The 17,603-nt window shown below is 46.6% G+C and carries 14 protein-coding genes and 2 riboswitches; of the genes, 12 read left to right on the forward strand and 2 right to left on the reverse strand.

The genetic code is table 11. The annotated features are described in order from the left end of the window. From REC12_RS01075 to REC12_RS01120, 10 genes are all read left to right on the forward strand, one after another. The coding region (locus tag REC12_RS01075; protein ID WP_308891750.1) for an aldo/keto reductase at window positions 1-814 on the forward strand (814 nt) is incomplete at its 5' end. Between the two features lie 189 nt (window positions 815-1,003). Beyond that, complete coding sequence (locus REC12_RS01080; protein WP_308891752.1) at window positions 1,004-1,240, forward strand: hypothetical protein; 237 nt, start codon at window positions 1,004-1,006, stop codon at window positions 1,238-1,240. A 14-nt stretch (window positions 1,241-1,254) separates the two neighbouring features. Next, window positions 1,255-2,358: a DUF362 domain-containing protein gene (locus REC12_RS01085; protein WP_308891753.1), complete on the forward strand. Its 1,104-nt coding sequence runs from the start codon at window positions 1,255-1,257 to the stop codon at window positions 2,356-2,358. A 201-nt stretch (window positions 2,359-2,559) separates the two neighbouring features. Then, window positions 2,560-3,954, forward strand: a complete 1,395-nt coding sequence (locus tag REC12_RS01090; RefSeq protein ID WP_308891754.1) for an amidohydrolase — start codon at window positions 2,560-2,562, stop codon at window positions 3,952-3,954. A gap of 64 nt (window positions 3,955-4,018) precedes the next feature. After that, entirely contained in the window at window positions 4,019-5,047 is a 1,029-nt protein-coding gene (locus tag REC12_RS01095; RefSeq protein ID WP_308891756.1) for a BMP family protein, read from the forward strand. A gap of 224 nt (window positions 5,048-5,271) precedes the next feature. Then, window positions 5,272-6,798: an ABC transporter ATP-binding protein gene (locus tag REC12_RS01100; protein WP_308891758.1), complete on the forward strand. Its 1,527-nt coding sequence runs from the start codon at window positions 5,272-5,274 to the stop codon at window positions 6,796-6,798. Further along, on the forward strand, window positions 6,795-7,847 hold the full coding sequence (locus tag REC12_RS01105) for an ABC transporter permease (RefSeq protein ID WP_308891759.1): 1,053 nt from the start codon (window positions 6,795-6,797) through the stop codon (window positions 7,845-7,847). Before REC12_RS01100 ends, REC12_RS01105 begins: the two co-directional genes overlap by 4 nt. Window positions 7,848-7,859: 12 nt before the next feature. Next, window positions 7,860-8,801, forward strand: a complete 942-nt coding sequence (locus tag REC12_RS01110; protein ID WP_308891760.1) for an ABC transporter permease — start codon at window positions 7,860-7,862, stop codon at window positions 8,799-8,801. A gap of 82 nt (window positions 8,802-8,883) precedes the next feature. Then, a complete protein-coding gene (locus REC12_RS01115; protein WP_308891762.1) occupies window positions 8,884-9,648 on the forward strand; it encodes a MerR family transcriptional regulator in 765 nt (254 codons plus the stop codon). 568 nt (window positions 9,649-10,216) lie between these two features. Beyond that, the gene (locus REC12_RS01120; protein ID WP_308891788.1) at window positions 10,217-11,587 is read left to right on the forward strand and encodes a YgeY family selenium metabolism-linked hydrolase; all 1,371 of its coding nucleotides are present in this window, start codon (window positions 10,217-10,219) and stop codon (window positions 11,585-11,587) included. Between the two features lie 84 nt (window positions 11,588-11,671). On the opposite strand, the gene REC12_RS01125 is transcribed toward REC12_RS01120, so the two are convergent. Together REC12_RS01125 and REC12_RS01130 are read right to left on the reverse strand one after the other, a co-directional pair. Continuing rightward, window positions 11,672-13,132 carry a MutS-related protein gene (locus REC12_RS01125; RefSeq protein ID WP_308891764.1) on the reverse strand — a complete coding sequence of 487 codons (1,461 nt, stop codon included), beginning with the start codon at window positions 13,130-13,132 and terminating at the stop codon, window positions 11,672-11,674. Next, window positions 13,129-14,643 (reverse strand): MutS-related protein, encoded by a 1,515-nt coding sequence (locus REC12_RS01130; RefSeq protein WP_308891766.1) that lies wholly within the window; start codon window positions 14,641-14,643, stop codon window positions 13,129-13,131. The genes REC12_RS01125 and REC12_RS01130 overlap by 4 nt, the downstream gene beginning before the upstream one ends. 80 nt (window positions 14,644-14,723) lie before the next feature. After that, window positions 14,724-14,799, reverse strand: a riboswitch (Fluoride riboswitch). A 404-nt stretch (window positions 14,800-15,203) separates the two neighbouring features. On the opposite strand from REC12_RS01130, the gene REC12_RS01135 reads away from it, so the two are divergent. Next, window positions 15,204-15,851 carry a helix-turn-helix transcriptional regulator gene (locus REC12_RS01135; protein ID WP_308891767.1) on the forward strand — a complete coding sequence of 216 codons (648 nt, stop codon included), beginning with the start codon at window positions 15,204-15,206 and terminating at the stop codon, window positions 15,849-15,851. 266 nt (window positions 15,852-16,117) lie between these two features. Further along, window positions 16,118-16,308: riboswitch (cobalamin riboswitch) on the forward strand. A gap of 427 nt (window positions 16,309-16,735) precedes the next feature. Beyond that, window positions 16,736-17,587: a nucleotide-binding protein gene (locus REC12_RS01140; protein ID WP_308891770.1), complete on the forward strand. Its 852-nt coding sequence runs from the start codon at window positions 16,736-16,738 to the stop codon at window positions 17,585-17,587. Window positions 17,588-17,603: the final 16 nt, after the last annotated feature.

The following is a 17,603-nucleotide window of genomic DNA, read 5'->3' on the forward strand; positions in this document are numbered from 1 at the left end:
CGTTATTACATATAAGAAGGCATGTGAACTCGACAGCTTTAGTTTTGGAATCACTAAAAAGAAAGAGGGTAAGATCAAGAACTTTGGTATGTCTTTCCATGATACACCGGAATTACTGGACGAAATTTTAACGGCTCACCCAGAATTAGATTTTGTGCAGCTGCAGATAAATTATATTGACTGGGAAAACTCAAGCATTCAGTCGGGAAGGTGCTATGAGGTGGCCAGAAAACATCACAAACCGATTATAGTTATGGAACCCTGTAAAGGAGGTACTCTTGCTCTAGTACCGGAAAAAGCGGAAAGGTTAATGAAAGAATATAATCCGCAAGCATCCACCCCATCCTGGGCAATCCGCTTTGCAGCCAGTCAGGAAGGAGTCTTCATGGTTCTTAGCGGCATGAACACAATAGAACAGCTGCTGGATAATACTTCCTATATGGCGGACTTCAAACCTTTGCAGGAAGAAGAGGGGAGGATTATCAAGCAGGTAACCGAAATTATCAATGAAAGTACGGCAATTCCCTGTACAACCTGCCGATATTGCGAAAAGGGCTGTCCGCAACAGATTGCCATAGCGGATTATTTTGCTTTATATAACAGTGCCAAACGCGCAACAACGACTAATTTTTCAAGTCAGTTTGTCTACTATATAAACCTTGCGGCCAATAATCATGGCAAGGCGAGTGATTGTATCGAATGTAAGGAATGTGAAAAAGCCTGTCCTCAGCATTTGAAGATAACAGAACATTTAAAAGATGTATCAGCTATGTTTGATGTCACACACCAGTTTTCCGCCAAAAAGGAAAAATAGAATTAAGCTGAAAATGACTTTGAGACTTTAAGAGACTTTACAGAGACTTTGAGAATAATTACTTGACCTAGAGTTAACTCTAGGTGATATGCTTGTAAAGCGAAGAGGTAATCATATATGACCATTGCGGAAATAAATGAAAAATACGATCTTACTCAGGATACACTTCGCTATTAGGAACGCATCGGCTTGAATTATAAAATTGAGAGTTATGAACAATCGGTGGTTAAAAAAGAAAAAGAGCTAAAAGATCGGAAGAATAGGGTTATGCTCAAAAAAGTTGGTGTTTTCCCGCCAGTCCGGGAAAAGACAGAAATTCTGATCTGCTTTGCGGCCAATTTATGCTTGAACTGGCAGCTTCCACTGGTTTTTCTGCGGAGGAATAGCGCGGGTACCATGAGTAATGATTCAACGTTTAACATGTGAGAGGGGAAAAGAGAGTGTCCAGCAAAGTATATTTTGTAAATCTGCGGGCGAGATCAGACAAGAGCAATAAAATCAGCAAAATCAGAACCTTATTTGAGCGTGCGGGTTTTAATGAGCTGATTCAAAAAGGTGACCTTACAGCGATTAAATTGCATTTCGGTGAACGCGGCAGTGATGGCTTTATTAGTCCTCTTTTTGTGCGCCAAGTGGTGGATAAAGTTAAGGAAAAGGGCGCTAAACCTTTTCTAACCGATACTAATACGCTCTACGGCGGAAGCCGGCATAATTCGGTTGATCATTTACTGACTGCCTTAGAGCACGGTTTTGATTATACGGTTACAGGTGCTCCGCTTATCATCGCTGACGGATTGCGCAGTGACAACATTACTGAAATAGAGATTAATAAAAAACATTTTAAGAAAGTAAAGCTGGCTAAAGATATTGTTAATGCTGACAGCGTCATTGTATTAACTCACTTTAAGGGGCATGAGATGGGGGGCTATGGCGGGGCCATAAAAAATCTTGCCATGGGTGGTGCACCGGCAGTTGGCAAAAAAGAGCAGCATGGTACTAAGATTATAGTCGATCAAGATAAATGTATTGGCTGTGGTGAATGCAGCGAAGTTTGTCCCGAACAGGCCATGACTGTGAATGAGAAAGCCCAAGTTGACTTGGATAAATGTATCGGTTGTGGCGAGTGTCTAACCGTTTGCCCGGTCAAGGCCAACGGGATCGACTGGCAGACAGACTTGGAAGCTTTTCTTGAACGGATGGCTGAATATGGATATGGTTTTGCTAAAGCACATGAAAAACGCATCGGTTATATAAACTTTCTCATAAATATCACGCCTGATTGTGATTGCGCAACCTGGAGTGATGCGCCTATTGTTCCCGATATTGGTTTTTTAGCCTCCACTGATCCTGTAGCTCTTGACCAGGCCAGCTATGATCTGGTTAATAAGCAGCTGGGATTTACAGACTCGCACCTTTCTTGCAATCATGAATCCGGTGCGGATAAGTTCCAGGGTCTGCGCTCCTATATAGACGGCACTATCCAAATGCGTCATGGCGAAGAAATCGGGATGGGCAGCCGGGATTATGAATTAATCGTCCTGTAAGTTTGTTCTCAATTCTAAACCAGATAGTGTGACTGAATAAAGACTATGATTTAAGCCGGCTGGGGTGAGATATATTCACCCCGGCCGGCTATTTTTACTATACACAATAACCAGGAAAGCTATTGACTATATAGTAACTATATAGATTATACTCAAATCAATAAAAATAATTAACTTGAATTACTGAAGAGGAATGGTGCTATGGAAAGAACAATTCTCATTCGCAATGCCAAAGCAATTGTGACCTGTGACGCCCAAGATCATGTCTATTATGGCGCGGATATGCTGGTTAATGGCCCGAAAATAGTGAAAATCGGGGCAAAGCTGACGGACAAATATGATGAAGTAATTGATGCCACGGATAAGTTCATATATCCTGGATTAGTCAATACACACCACCATTTTTTTCAGACCTTTGTCCGCAATCTGAAGACCATAGACTATCCCAACATGACAGTTCCTGAATGGCTGGACAAAATCTATCGCATCTTTCAGGTTATCAATGACGAGGTCATATATTATTCCTCACTGACCGCGCTGGGAGATCTCATCAAACATGGCTGCACCTGCGCCTTTGATCTTCAGTACTGTTTTACCAAGGCTACGGGCAAAGCAGCGGTGGACCGTCAGATGGAAGCTGCCAAACTGCTGGGTATCCGCTATCACGCGGGCCGGGGCACTAATACGCTGCCGCTCTCGGAGGGGAGCACGATACCGGATAATATGCTGGAAACAACCGATGAATATCTTGAGGACTGCGACCGGCTTATTAAGCTTTATCACGATCCGACACCGTATGCGATGGCCCGGATTGTGATGGCGCCTTGTCAGCCTATTAATTGTTATAAAGAGACATTTAGCGAAACGGTTAAATTTGCCCGTGAAAAAGGTGTGCGTATGCACACGCATCTCGGTGAAGGGGAAAATCAAATCATGGTTGACCGCTGGGGTAAGCGTACCTTGGACTGGTGCTCCGATCTAGGCTTTATCGGGGATGATGTCTGGATTGCTCACGCCTGGGAACTGCTGCCGGAAGAGTATGTTACGCTTGGCAAGGCCGGAACCGGAATCTCCCACTGTCCCGCGCCGGCAATATTGGCGGGCATGCCTATTTTAAATATGAAAGAACTGCAGCGCAACGGCTTGCTTGTATCGCTCGGCTGTGATGGTTCAGCGACAAACGACAGTTCCAATCTCTTGGATTCTATGCGTATGGCCTGGATGATGCAGGCTTTTTACAGCAAGGAGCGCGGCGGATGCATCACCCCCTATGAGATGCTGAAGATCGCAACGGCCAACGGTGCGCAGACTCTTGGCAGAAATGATCTCGGCTCACTGGAGCCGGAAAAGGGCGCCGACCTGTTTATGATCGACGCCGGGAAACTTGAACTGACGGGTACACTGCACGATCCCAAGAATCTGTTAACACGCACAGGAGTAACCGGCTATGTTGATCTGACAATGATAAACGGCAAGGTGGTTTTTCAGGACGGCATCCTGCAGAATGTTGATGAGCGCAAACTGGCCCGCGAGGGCGAGGAGGTCTGCACCCGCGTGTTAAGAGAACCATGTGAGGCATTCCATAATCTCGATTGAACAAATGGCATTGACTGATTCTCGCTTCTGTCCGGTAAAATTATACTTAAAAGGAGTGTATTCAATGAAAAAGTTAGTTGCATTGTTCTCCTGTTTAGCTCTGGTGCTATTCTTGTTAGCGGGCTGTGGTTCAGCTGCGACGTCCGGCACGGGCGCGTCAGCTTCCGCAGACGGGAATAAGACAGCCCCCTCCTCCGCCAAGCTGAAAGTTGCCCTCTGCCTTTCCGGAGCAGTAAACGATCAAGGCTGGAATCAAAGCGCCTATGAGGGCGCCAAGAAGGCCTGCCAAAAGTACGGCTACACTTTGTCCTATACCGAGAACCTGGGAACCGCCGATATTAAAGCCGCTTTTAACGACTATGCCTCCTCCGGCTATAATGTTATCATAGGCCACGGCTTTGAATTTGGCGATCCTGCGCTGGAAGTCGCCAAGAATTATCCCAATGTAAAATTCATCTGCACTGAGTCCAATGCCAAAGCCGACAATGTCGCCTCTTATGTCATGGCCTGTGAGCAGACAGCCTATGTGGAAGGCATCATTGCCGCCGGCATGACTAAATCCAATAAGATCGGCGCCATAGGCCCGATTCAGGGAGACTCACTGGTCAAGATCATCAACGGCTATGAAGACGGAGCAAAGTCTGTCAACCCCAATATAAAGGTTGAGACTTCCTGGACGAATTCCTATACGGATACCCAGTTAGCCCAGGAAGCGGCGAACTCCATGATCCAGGACGGTGTCGATGTCCTCAAACACTGCGCCAACGCTTGCGGAAACGGTGCCATAACGGCTGCGGTCAAGGCGAATATCTGGTGCCAGGGCGACTCTTATGATCAAAGCCCGCTGGCTCCGAAGAATATCCTGGACTCCGCTTTGTACAATGTTGATGTCGTTATTGATACTGCCTTAAAAACGGTCGTGAACGGCACATTCAAGGGAGACGTTTATAACCTCGGCATGAAAGACGGAGCCGTTGAAGTGCTTCTCTCCAATAATCTGCCTGATAATGTTAAGTCAACAGCACAGAAAGCAATCGATAACATTAAATCCGGCACTCTGGTTGTTCAGCGCGATTACACTGTCCGCAAATAACCGCCGTCCACGTCCAAAAGATAGTATCGAAGGATACTATCTTTTGGAAATCCTATAATTCCTCAGGCCATCGTTCCAAAGGGGGCTGAGCATAGCCCGGAAAATTGCTGGCAATGTAGTTCAGTATGATGATCACTATAATTTCAGAAATAGTGTACTTTGCTCTGGATTTCCCGCTTGAATGCGAAAGTTTATAGGAAAGCTTAGTGAAGAGGAGAACGCTTATGGCTATCCTTGAATTGAAAAACATATGTAAAGCCTTTGCCGGCGTGTATGCCAACCAAAATATCAGTCTTTCCGTGGAGAAGGGTGAGATCCACGCTTTACTCGGTGAAAACGGTGCCGGTAAGACAACTCTGGTTAACATACTGTTTGGTATCTATAAGGCCGACAGCGGGGAAATCCTCTGGAAAGGCGAGCGGACAAACTTCACATCGCCCAAGGAAGCGATTGCCGCCGGCATCGGTATGGTGCAGCAGCATTTTTCTCTCGTACCCAAAATGACGGTTCTGGACAATATGATTTTGGGTATGAAGGAAAACGGCTTTATCCTGGACCGCAAAGCCGTTGAGAAACGGATATCCGATCTGGCGGAAAAATATGGCCTGTCAGTCGCCCCACAGGCCCAAGTAGGTCATCTGTCTGTAGGCGAGCAGCAGCGCGTCGAGATTCTGAAGGCGCTGTACCGGAATGTGGAACTGCTGATTCTGGATGAGCCGACAGGCGTCCTGACTCCTCAGGAAACGGCACAGTTCTTCGCTGTCCTGCGCAGTTTGCAAAAGGAAGGCTACGCGATTATCATCATCACTCATAGGATGAGCGAGATTATGGCGATAAGCGATAAGGTTACCATACTCCGTGACGGCAGACAGGTTGCGGATCTTCTTACCGCGGAAACCAACCCCACAGAATTGTCGCGCTATATGATCGGGCGGGAACTGAACGAGCACTATGATGTCAGCACGCCGGTAACAAAAGATAACCTGCTCATTATAGAACAGGTGTCCTTGCCCAGGAAACACAAGGGCCATCCGCTCTATGATCTCAGTCTGCAGGTACATAAAGGGGAAATTCTCGGTATTGCAGGTGTCGAGGGCAATGGACAGAAAGAATTGGCCGAGGTTATCACCGGTATTCAGAAGCCGAGTGCAGGTAAGATCATTTTGGACGGAGAGAGTATCGGAGAAACTTCCGTTAAGAAGCGTTACGAATCCGGCATAGCTTATATCTCGGAGGACCGGCAAAACGACAGCCTGATCATGAATATGAGCATTACCGAAAACCTGATGCTGCGCGCTTACTGCCATGAACCGTACTCCCGCTGCAATGTTTTGAACCACAAGGAGATGTTTCGTCAAGCGAAGCGGAAGATGGAAGAGTACCAGGTCAAAGCCTCCGGCACTTCCGGCGTCAATACGACAGTCAAGCTGATGTCCGGCGGTAATCAGCAGAAACTCATCATAGCGCGGGAACTGTCTGAAAAAGTAAAACTGATAGTAGCAAGCCAGCCGACCCGGGGTCTGGACATCGGCGCAACAGAGTTTGTCCGCGCAATGCTGGTCAAAGAGCGCAACTGTGGCAAGGGTGTTATCCTGATTTCTGCGGATCTGGAAGAAATTATGGCGCTCAGCGACCGCATAGCGGTTTTATTTGGAGGAAAAATTGCCGGCATTGTGAACCGCAGCGAGGCAACGATCGATAAGATCGGCCTGCTGATGGGGGGCATGATGGAAAAGGAGAATGTCCAGTGACAAGCAAGACAGACCGTATCCAGGCGATAATCGATATCCTTCTGATTTTCGTGCTTACCGTTGTCATAGGCACTGTACTTATTCTTGCCTGCGGAGCGAATCCTGTTGATGCCTACAGACTGTTTTTGCGCGGAGTTTTTGGGAATTTTTTCGGCTTTGCCGAGATATTTGTCAAGGCTTGCCCCTTGATTCTGACCGGATTGGGCTGCGCCGTAGCCTTTCAGACCGGATTTTTCAACATCGGAGCCGAGGGACAGTTCTATGTAGGCGCTCTGGCTGCAACCATTGTTTCCCTGAATCTGCAAGGGGTTCCGGGAATGATCAGCATTATCCTTTCACTGATCGCCGGTTTTATCTGCGGCGGCTTGTGGGCACTGATTGCGGCGATTCTCAAAGCAAAGTACAATATTTCTGAAATTATAGTCACTATTATGCTGAACTACATCGCCAGTAATTTTCTGGGCTATGCTGTCAGATCATTTTTAATGGACCCCGCGGGCAATGTCCCGCAGTCTGCCAAGATCAGCTCCAACGCGCTGCTGCCGACGATTATTCCCTCGACCGGCTTCCATGCCGGTATCCTCATAGCGATTGCCTGCAGCGTACTTGTCTGGTACCTGATGAAAAAAACAGCGCTGGGATATGAATTGAAAGCGGTTGGCCTGAACAAGCGCGCGGCGGCCTGTAACGGCATTTCCGTGCTAAAGAACATTATCCTTTCCGCTTTCCTCAGCGGCGGCCTGGCGGCTCTTGCCGGCGTTATCGAGGTGCTGGCCGTTCAGAAAAAACTGTTGGAAGGGATCTCTTCAAACTGCGGCTATACTGCCGTACTGATAGCGCTGATCGCAGCCAACAGTCCAATCGGCGTTTTGGCCGTAGCAATTCTTTACGCGGCCCTGCAGATCGGCGCCAATTCAATGCAACGGCAGATGGGCGTTCCCTCCGCTATCGTCAATATCCTCATTGGCGTGGTTGTTGTGCTGATTCTGGGCAAGGAGCTTTTTCACTTTATGAAGAAGAGAGATTCCAGCCGAAACGAGATAGTATAGGAGGGACATGAAATGTTAGAGCAGATTTTTACTTTAGGTTTCCTGAGCGCATTTCTCTCCGCAACCGTCCGTCTCGCGGTACCTTTGATTTACGGCGGACTTGGAGAAACGATATCTGAAAAATCCGGCATCCTTAACATCGGCATCGAAGGCGTAATGCTCAGCGGAGCATTCTTTTCCTTCGCGGGCGCATGGTATACCGGAAGCCTGCTCCTTGGCTTGCTTTTCGGGATGCTGGGAGGAGTGATGGTCAGTGCGCTTCATGCCCTGCTGTGCATCAAACTGGCTAAAGATCAGTCGGTCAGTGGGCTGGCCCTGAATATGCTGATGCTTGGTGTAACCAGCTTTCTCTTCAAGCTGATGTCGCAGGGCCAGAGCTACCAGCAGTTGAAAACCTTCCCGACGATAAAGATTCCGCTGCTTTCCCAGATTCCTCTGCTGGGGGAGGCCTTTTTCAATCGCGATGTTCTTACCTACAGCGTGTATTTGCTTCTGCTTCTGACCATGATTTTTTATAAAAAAACCAATTTGGGCCTCTCCTTTGCGGCAGTTGGCGAAAATCCCCACGCCGCGGAGTCAGCCGGTATTCCGGTTCACAAATACCAGTGGATTTCAATGCTCTGCAACGGTATTTTGGGCGGGGTCGGCGGAGCCTATCTGGTTCTTTCTCAGCTCGGCGTATTTACGGAGAACATGATATCGGGACGCGGTTATATTGCCCTGGCGACAGTGATCCTGGGACGATATACGCCTTTCGGGATGTTCGGTGCGGCCTTGCTGTTCGGCGCGGCCAACGCTTTGCAGATTCGCCTGCAGACCAGCGGTGTCTCTATTTCGCCCTATCTGCTGGCCTTGCTGCCCTATGTAGTTACGCTTATTGCCATGCTGTTGGCAATCGGCAAGAACAGCGAGCCCGAATCACTGGGCAAACCCTATATCAAAGGCTCAAGATAGGTTAATATAAGAAGAGAACCGGGATAGTCCTTTTTATGAATTAAGACAGCTTTAGTTTGTCAGGCTTTGTTTGGAGGCAGCCATGAAAGAATTTATGACCGTATGCGAGGTGGGAAAGCTTTTCGGACTTAGCGTTCAGGCCCTTCACTATTATGACGCCATCAATCTCTTTAAACCGGCTCTGAGGGATGAGCAAACAGGTTACCGAAAATACAAGTTCGATCAAATCTACCAGCTGGCCGCCATACAGTATCTGAAAAAGGTAGGATATTCTTTGGAGCAGATCAAGGAATATCTCTGCACCAGGAATATAAGCAATACCTTGGATATTCTGAAAGAGCGGTCACGCAGTCTTCGACAGGAATGGCATGCCCTGATACTGACCGACAACGCAATTCAAAGAAAAATCTCGTTTATCGAACGGAAAATGGTGAATCTTCATACGGACAGCCTGGAAGTTAAGTGGTTTCCGGAACGCCTCTATATTCCTATCGGTCCTGAGGAAAACCTCTACAACCGCGAATCCTTCTACTTTTATCCGACGATTGCTTTTTATGAAGATGAACTGAAATATTTCGGCGCCTTTGTCGATGTTACGGCAGACGGGATAAGCACGGAAGAAGATATGCTAAAACCGGAAGAGACTGAAATTCTGCCTTCAGGCACTTATCTGGTAGGATATCATGTCGGACCTTATGAGAATATCAGCCAAACATTTGCCAGGATGCATGCTTCAAGAAGGGATTTGAACTTCAGCAACCGCATTGTGAATTTCAATATTATCGATCAGTTTGTGGAAACCAACAGCGACAATTATATTACGGAAGTCCAAATGAGGCTTGCATAATCTGTAACTATAGATAGTTTATCCTTCTTTATGGTGCTGCCTGGCAGCACCATTTAATGTTACTATCCTGAAAACATCCTCAAACATCAGAAGATCCGAAAGGAGAAGCTGTCCGGCCCCAGCGACTTCTTTTCCTTCCTTGATGGTGCAACTAAGGCCTCCGCCTGCGCCAGCCAAGTTTTCTTTACCGGGAAGATTTCCTCAGCTTTATTTTTACGACGTGCAAACAAGATACGATGCTTGACCTTACTATCTGTTATGCAGTTAAGCTTTAAGAGTATAAATTAACTGGTTTAAGACCATATTAAAAATGTTCCAATTGAAAATATTCCAATTAAAAATATTTCCAGGAATCTCCTAAAACCTGGGATAAACGTTATTCTATATTACCGCCATTGAGTGCAGGGGGGGCATGTTTGTATAGTAGGAATTATTTAGAGATGGCCACCATCAAAAAAATTTTTAGGTAATAAAAATAATTGTTTGACTTCCTGCATTAATATGCTATTATGAAATCAGATAAAAAATATTCACTAAATATATAATTTTTTGGAGGTGCTTCATGAATATTAATTTTGAACAAATCAAAGTTGCCGCCGAGGGATATAAGGCGGATATGAGCAAATTCCTTCGTGACCTTATTGCCATTCCTTCCGAATCTTGCGAGGAAGAAGGCGTTATCAGAAGAACTATCGCCGAAATGGAAAAGTTAGGTTTTGATAAAGCTGAGATAGACCCGGAAGGAAACGCCTTAGGCTGGATGGGAACAGGCGACAAAATAATTGCCTTTGACGGCCATATTGATACTGTAGGCATTGGTAACATAAACAACTGGGAGCACGATCCCTATAAAGGCTATGAAACTGATGAAGTTATTTACGGCCGTGGAGGTTCAGACCAAGAGGGCGGAATTGTTTCCGCCGTATATGGCGCCAAGATAATGAAGGATCTTAAGATTATCCCAGAGGGCTACAAAATCCTGGTCACAGCGACAGTTCAGGAAGAAGACTGCGATGGCCTTTGCTGGCAGTATATCCACAATGAAGACGGCATAACACCTGAATTCGTTGTTTCGACTGAGCCTACTGACGGCGGTATATACCGCGGCCACCGCGGACGTATGGAAATCCGTGTTGATGTCAAAGGTATTTCCTGCCATGGTTCAGCTCCGGAAAGAGGAGATAACGCTGTCTACAAGATGGCTGATATTCTTCAGGATATTCGTGCCCTAAATGAAAACGATGCCGAACAAGGTACTGAAATCAAGGGCCTTGTTAAAATGCTTGATCCCAAACACAATCCCGACCACTATGAAGATGCAAATTTCCTGGGCAGAGGAACAATTACGACTTCCGAAATTTTCTATACCTCGCCTTCACGTTGTGCCGTGGCGGATTCCTGTTCAGTATCCCTGGACAGACGTATGACCGCAGGCGAAACTTGGGATTCCTGCTTAAAAGAAATCGAAGACCTTCCGGCCGTAAAGAAATACGCCAAGGATGTCAAGGTTTCAATGTATATGTATGACCGTCCGGCTTGGACAGGTTTAAAATATGAAACCGAGTGCTACTTCCCAACCTGGATCAACAAGGAAAATTCCGCCCATGTTCAAGCTGTTGCTGATGCTCATAAGGCACTTTACGGCGAAAAACGCCTGGGAAATGAAGGTGCAATGCATCTGCGCCATCGTCCGCTTATCGACAAATGGACGTTCTCAACCAACGGCGTAGCCATTCAAGGACGTTATGGCATACCGTGTGTAGGCTTTGGACCTGGTGCTGAATCACAGGCTCATGCCCCCAACGAAGTCACCTGGAAAGAAGACCTTGTTCGCTGCGCGGCTGTCTATGCGGCAATTCCAGCTTTATATAAGGAAGAAAATAAAACTGATGATGTTACTCAGTTCCGTGCCGGAAAAACTAACAATAATATAAAATAATTATGGTTAGATTTGGGGGCCGTGTGAAACTTTAGTTTCTCACGGCCCCTTAAAATGTCCTGTATGAAAAAACAAAAATGGGGTTCAAGCAAACACTTCCTGATATAGATCCTGGCTGAATGAGGTTCGCTGCGGAGGTCCGACCACGATTCGTTTCGTACGAGTACCGTCAGCAAGCCGCTCCGCGCAGAGAAATGCCGTATCTGCGGCCTCTTGATCATAGAGCCGCTGGGCAAAAGGATAAAGATGAGTCACTGTAAAAACCGAGATGTCCTGTGCAAGCAAGGCCTTGGCGACCTGCCAGGCGATCTCAGATCCTTCCCGCTCGTTCGTGGAGCAGAAGCTTTCATCAAAAAGAACCAATGCTTCTCTATGCAAATGGTCGATGATACCGCTCATTCTGCTTAATTCTTCTTCGAATTTGCCATAGATCAGTTCGCGATCCTCTTCACGCTGGAAGTGTGTATGGACACCGTGTACAATCGGCGCCTGATGTTGCAGCGCCGCCACAAACATCCCGCATTGCAGCATTAGCTGGCTTTGTCCGATTGACTTGAGGAAGGTTGTTTTACCTCCCAGATCTGCTCCGGTGATGACACAGCAGTCCTGGCTCAAGGAAAGATTATTGCCCACAGGTTTTTCCCCGGACAACCCGACATTCAGTTCCAAGAGATTGGTGCTCACCCATTGTTTGGTTGGCGAGATAGTTGGAATACAGGTAGGAAGACCACGCTCTGTCAGCTTTTCCTGCAGGTTCAGACAGCCGACATAAAATGCCAGCTCCCGCTGCAAGGAACGGAGATAATCCTCAATGTAAGAAACTGCCCGCACCATTATCCGGTTGCTGTCGCTCATGGCGATTTCACGGCGGTGCAACAAATCGGCTATTCCTTTGACATCGCTTTCCTTGACATAATAATCCGGTTCACTGTCCCATTGCGTACCTGACGCAGGCTCATAGCGCAGTAAGTTATGTCCAAAACTGCGCCCTGTCTTGCTCAGACAGGCTCCGATCAGCATTCCGTTCTTGAACTGCAGCTGCTGAACCAGATCATCGGACTGCTGAAAAAACTCATGGTCCAGATTTTCCCGCTGATCGCTTAGAAAACTTTGAAACCCTTCAGACTGAAAGTGTGTGGCATTTTGCTCAGAGAAAGCCCGCAGCTTGCGCAGGATTTCCAGCAGACTTTTTAAACGCAGCAGACCACAGTTAAACTGAGCGGTTACTGATTGCAGTACGCTGAATTGCCAGTGAGGCTGTTCCTGGCTGAGCAGTGCCTCCTGGACCAAGGCATATAGTTCCCTGACTTTCTCACTGTTCTGCAAACAGTCAGACAAAACTGCCTGTCGATAGAGGATTTCACAACGCTCTGTCAGTGGGGACAAGAGGGCAATTCCGGTGCTGGTGCGAATTATTTCGTCCCCATCTGCCATAAAGTTAATTAGGGGGGTCAAGCAAAGATCAGTCTTAAGTTCAGCCACATTATAGGGAAGCGGCCGAGAGCTTGGAAATGTCTCGTCACGTGCCAGCAAATGCACTTTCATTGTGTCAACCTCCTGATAATTTGTTCATAAGTTAATTCTTTCTTTTCAGCAAGAGACAGAGCATAAGCCTGTCCGTCCGGGGCTTGCCGTGTAATTCTATGGCTCCGTTGCGCACCGGGCCCAGGCAGAATACCGCTCATCATACTAACTGTCTGGGGACTATATACGGCTAGTTCCTCAAAAAAGGTAACGCATACAGCCATACAACCAATCTCGGTAAACCGCTCCATCATCCTGTTGCCCAGAAACAGGCCGTCTTCATGGGATACTGAGGCAAAAATTTCATTAATCAAAATGAGGCTCTGTTCTGTAGCGTGTTCAGTAATCTCTTTCAGGCGCAATAATTCTTCCCGCAGATTATCTGCTCCCTGCCGTCCGGTCTCGACGAAATGGGTAAAAATCCGGTCCGGCAGACGTAAGGCTGCACTGCTTCCCGGTACACGGACACCCAGCGACGCCAAATAGTGGAGTTGTCCCAACATTCGGGCATAGGTTGTCTTGCCGCCTTGGTTTGGTCCGGAAATAACTAAAATCCGCTCAGTCCCACGCAGCTCAAAACCGTTAGTCACTATCGACTCTCGCTGCTCGCTGATACGGGCGGCTAAAGCCAGGTCAAAACTGTTGTCCGCCTGACAGCCTTCCCATGTTTCTGTAATCTCCGGATAGCAGAAGGAACAGGCTAAATCTTTCATGTGGTCGGTATAGTCTAAATAGCTGAGGTAAAATTGAATATCCGAGGCCAGCTGAATAACTCTACTGTCCGCAAAATCCTCATAGTCGGCACGAAATATCCGCAGTTGAGCAAAAAGTTCCGGATAATGGTCGGCAAGCAGTGTTAAAATAGCATTCTCATTCCGTGGGTCTGCCTCGCCGGCAGGAGCCTGACATGTTCCGCCGCCGTGATTTTCCTGCTGAAAGCGGTCAAACAATTCAGCGACCAATTTATCTAAACTCTGCCCTTCCTCAGGTTTGGCGACCTGAATTTTATTATTGTGCAGTAAAATCGTATATTCAACTGCTTGTAGTTTTCTTGACAAATCTGTTAGGTCCATATGCATGCGCACAATTTGGGGACTGTTGAGGCAATGCCTGATATAGCGCAGAAAATCCGTCAAGCCTTGGGAATGAATTTTTCCGTAAGGAAAGCCTGCTGTAAATTCCCGCAGAATTGTCAGGTATTGTTCAGCCGCCGATAATAGACTGCTGCATTCCACATATTCCAGTTTCACTTGTCCCCGCGCAATAAGCTGCCGCCGCAGTGTGCGAAGCTGACTGCTAAGTTTGGCAAACCTGCGTCGCAGCGTCATATCTTCAAGGTCGCCCATGATTGCCTGGCGGTAGAGAATCGTTGCCCGATCTCTGATGGGTGTGAAGAACAATTGGGGATCATCACAACTGCGTGTCACTGTTTCGACAATCTGATCCAGCCCCAAGTCACGAAAATAGGCAGGCGGCTGAACCATAGGCTCAGGACGCGTTGCCTGTGGTGGAAATAAAATGCTTTCAAACATAAGCCAATACACCGTCCTTTGTTGGGTTAAGTGTTTTAGTTATTAATTGCTTCTTCATTAAAAAATTAATGACTTCTACCAAAATGGCAGAAGTCATCAGCTTTCAATCAAGCAGTTTCGGCTTATCCGAGGGAGAACCTCTTTCCCTAATTATAGTATATTGAATTTACTTAACTATAATACCATTTCTTTGCTGTTTTTGGAAGAATATACGTTGTAAACACTAGGTTTATGTCGAAATTTTGCTTAGGAGGTCAGCCGATGTTTTACAAGCACTCAGGAGGTCGTTATGATTCATCCTTCGGTTCCATAGGGTCTGGGTTTTCGTGGTTACAGACAATATTGCTGTTTTACCCTTTTGTGAAAGCTTGTGTTTCCTTTATTGTTTTTGCTATAATAACAGAGGGAAAGAAGTCCTCCCATGGTTATGCCGGAAACGTCTACAAAGCTGATGACTTCTGCTTGAGGAGATACATCGGCTTTTTTGTTATAGTCCGCCTTACGGTTGATGATTTTTACCGCAACTGCATAGGTCCTATATTTAATAATTTGGAGGGTTTATGCTAAACGATATAGAGTTTGAAGAATTGAAAAAAATTGCCAAGGGTATAGCAGCCCAGTTCGGCGGTAACTGTGAGGTCGTGTTGCATAGGATTTCAGAAGAAAGTACTGACCATTCTATTGTTGCCATAGAAAATGGACACGTAACCGGACGTCAGGTTGGGGACGGCCCCTCGCATGTTGTGTTGGAACAGCTGAAAAAGGGGGATTTGGATCAGGAAAATCATCTTTGCTATCTAACCAAAACCTCGGACGGCAGGATATTAAAATCATCTACCATGTACATCCGTGACAGCAGGGGGAAGGTTTCGGCTATATTGGGCATCAATTATGACATTTCAGCCTTTACCATGGCTGAGGCTGCCCTAAAAGACCTGATAGCCTATGGCTCTGAGGATAGCCAAAGGGAGCCTGAGAAGATTACCATTAATGTCAATGAACTTCTGGATGACTTAATTGACGAATCTGTAAAACTGATCGGAAAACCGGCCGTTATGATGAACAAGGACGAAAAAATCAAGGCCATTCAGTTCTTGAACCAGAGGGGAGCAATGCTCATAACTAAATCCGGTGATAAAATAGCCAAATACTTTGGCATATCCAAATACACTTTATATTCATATCTTGATTTGAAAAAGTCATTTTGATGTGAGTGAAGTAGTGTAATGACTATAGGGCTCGCCAACTTGGAGTTTAAAGCGAGAACTTAACGGCTAATGGGGGCTGTTGCACAATCAATGTCGATAAGCTAAGGCCTAAAAACGAATACCCTTCAGATCAGAGTATCTAAAAAATATGCTCTGGTCTTTTTTCGTGATATTGCCGATTGTCAAGGACAACATTTTAAATTTCCTGTTGCTTTAGACGTTTGGCACTGGACGGGCTATCCTGAGTTATGCTAACATTAAAGGAAATTAAATATCAAGGGATGAGTGATTCTTTCCCGAGCGGAAAGAATTGAAAAGGGAAGTCAGTTGAAGCTGACGCGGTACCCGCCACTGTGAAAGGGAGTCAACTCACATATTGTCACTGGGATTTATTCCGGGAAGACGTGAGCTGATGATGAGCTTAAGTCAGGAGACCTGCTTATTCCGAAGTCGAAACTACCTACGGGATGTTAGGGAGGTTGATACCTGTGCCTATGGTAATCGCACCTGATACTGGTTAAACTTTTAACCCTTCCGTTGGAGAAGGGTTTTTTTTATTGCCGTTTTATCTCTTTAAGGTTTATCCGCTGACTAATCCGCGCTAAGACTCCCGCTTCGGCAAGCGGTGAGTTAAGAGCGGCTAAGTCCCTGGATAAGTGCGACTAAGATTCAGATGGAGTTAAAATTCCACCTGAGTCAAGTCTTCTTTATTGGTAAATTATTAAAATCACAAGATGCAACTATTATTAAAGACCGTATTATATCGCTCCCAGCTTGGGGTTCCTGCTACGCAGTAACTGCCACATTAATTATTCCGGGCATAAAGAGAGATTAGGAAGGCTGAGATCTATCTTGATAGTTTTTGGGGCCAGAAAGGAAAGCAGATGAATGCACAAAAAGATAGAGACTGCTTGAAGATAGCGTTCTACGGAAAGGGAGGAATCGGTAAATCGACGGTTGCCTCTAATGTTTCCGCAGCGCTATCGATGCAGGGGTTCAAGACATTGCTTATAGGGTGTGATCCTAAAGCCGATTCCGCAAGATGCCTCGTGGGGCACAAGATTCCCACAGTCCTGCAACAGCTGCATAAAAAACAGGATAACATCGCTAGAGAGGACATCATGTTCCCCGGTTTTAACGGTGTGGCCTGTATTGAAGCAGGAGGACCCGAAGCTGGTGTTGGCTGCGCGGGCCGGGGGATCATCACGATGATGGAAGAGCTGACGCACCTGGAGATCTTGAATGAAGGTTGGGATGTTGTCGTATATGATGTGCTGGGAGATGTGGTATGCGGCGGCTTTTCGGTTCCTATGCGCGAAGGGTATGCGGATAGGATCTATATCGTAACATCCTCGGAATTCATGTCTGTCTACGCTGCTAATAATATCATGAAGGCAGTAGCCAGAAGCCAAGGCAAGAGAACAGTGAACTTGGGAGGGATAATCCACAACCAGAGGAATGGCGAGTCGAGTGTTGAGTCAGTCGAAGATTTTGCAGCTCGAACGGCTACGCGGGTGCTGGCAAGCATCCCCTTCAGCAGGGAAATCGTCCTGTCGGAACTCGAAGGCAAAACGGTACTAGAGAAGTACCCGGAATCCCAAACAGCCAGGTTCTTCAGGGAATTGGCGGGTATTATCGCCATGGGTCAGGGATCTAGCCCAGAACCACTGAGCAATGACGAGCTGGAGGAGTTTAGCCACTACATGCTCGATTTGGAACTGCAAAATCATAGATAAGCGGTCGCCGGAAAAA

The organism is Candidatus Desulfosporosinus nitrosoreducens (assembly GCF_030954495.1).
Classification (GTDB): Bacteria; Bacillota; Desulfitobacteriia; order Desulfitobacteriales; family Desulfitobacteriaceae; genus Desulfosporosinus; species Desulfosporosinus nitrosoreducens.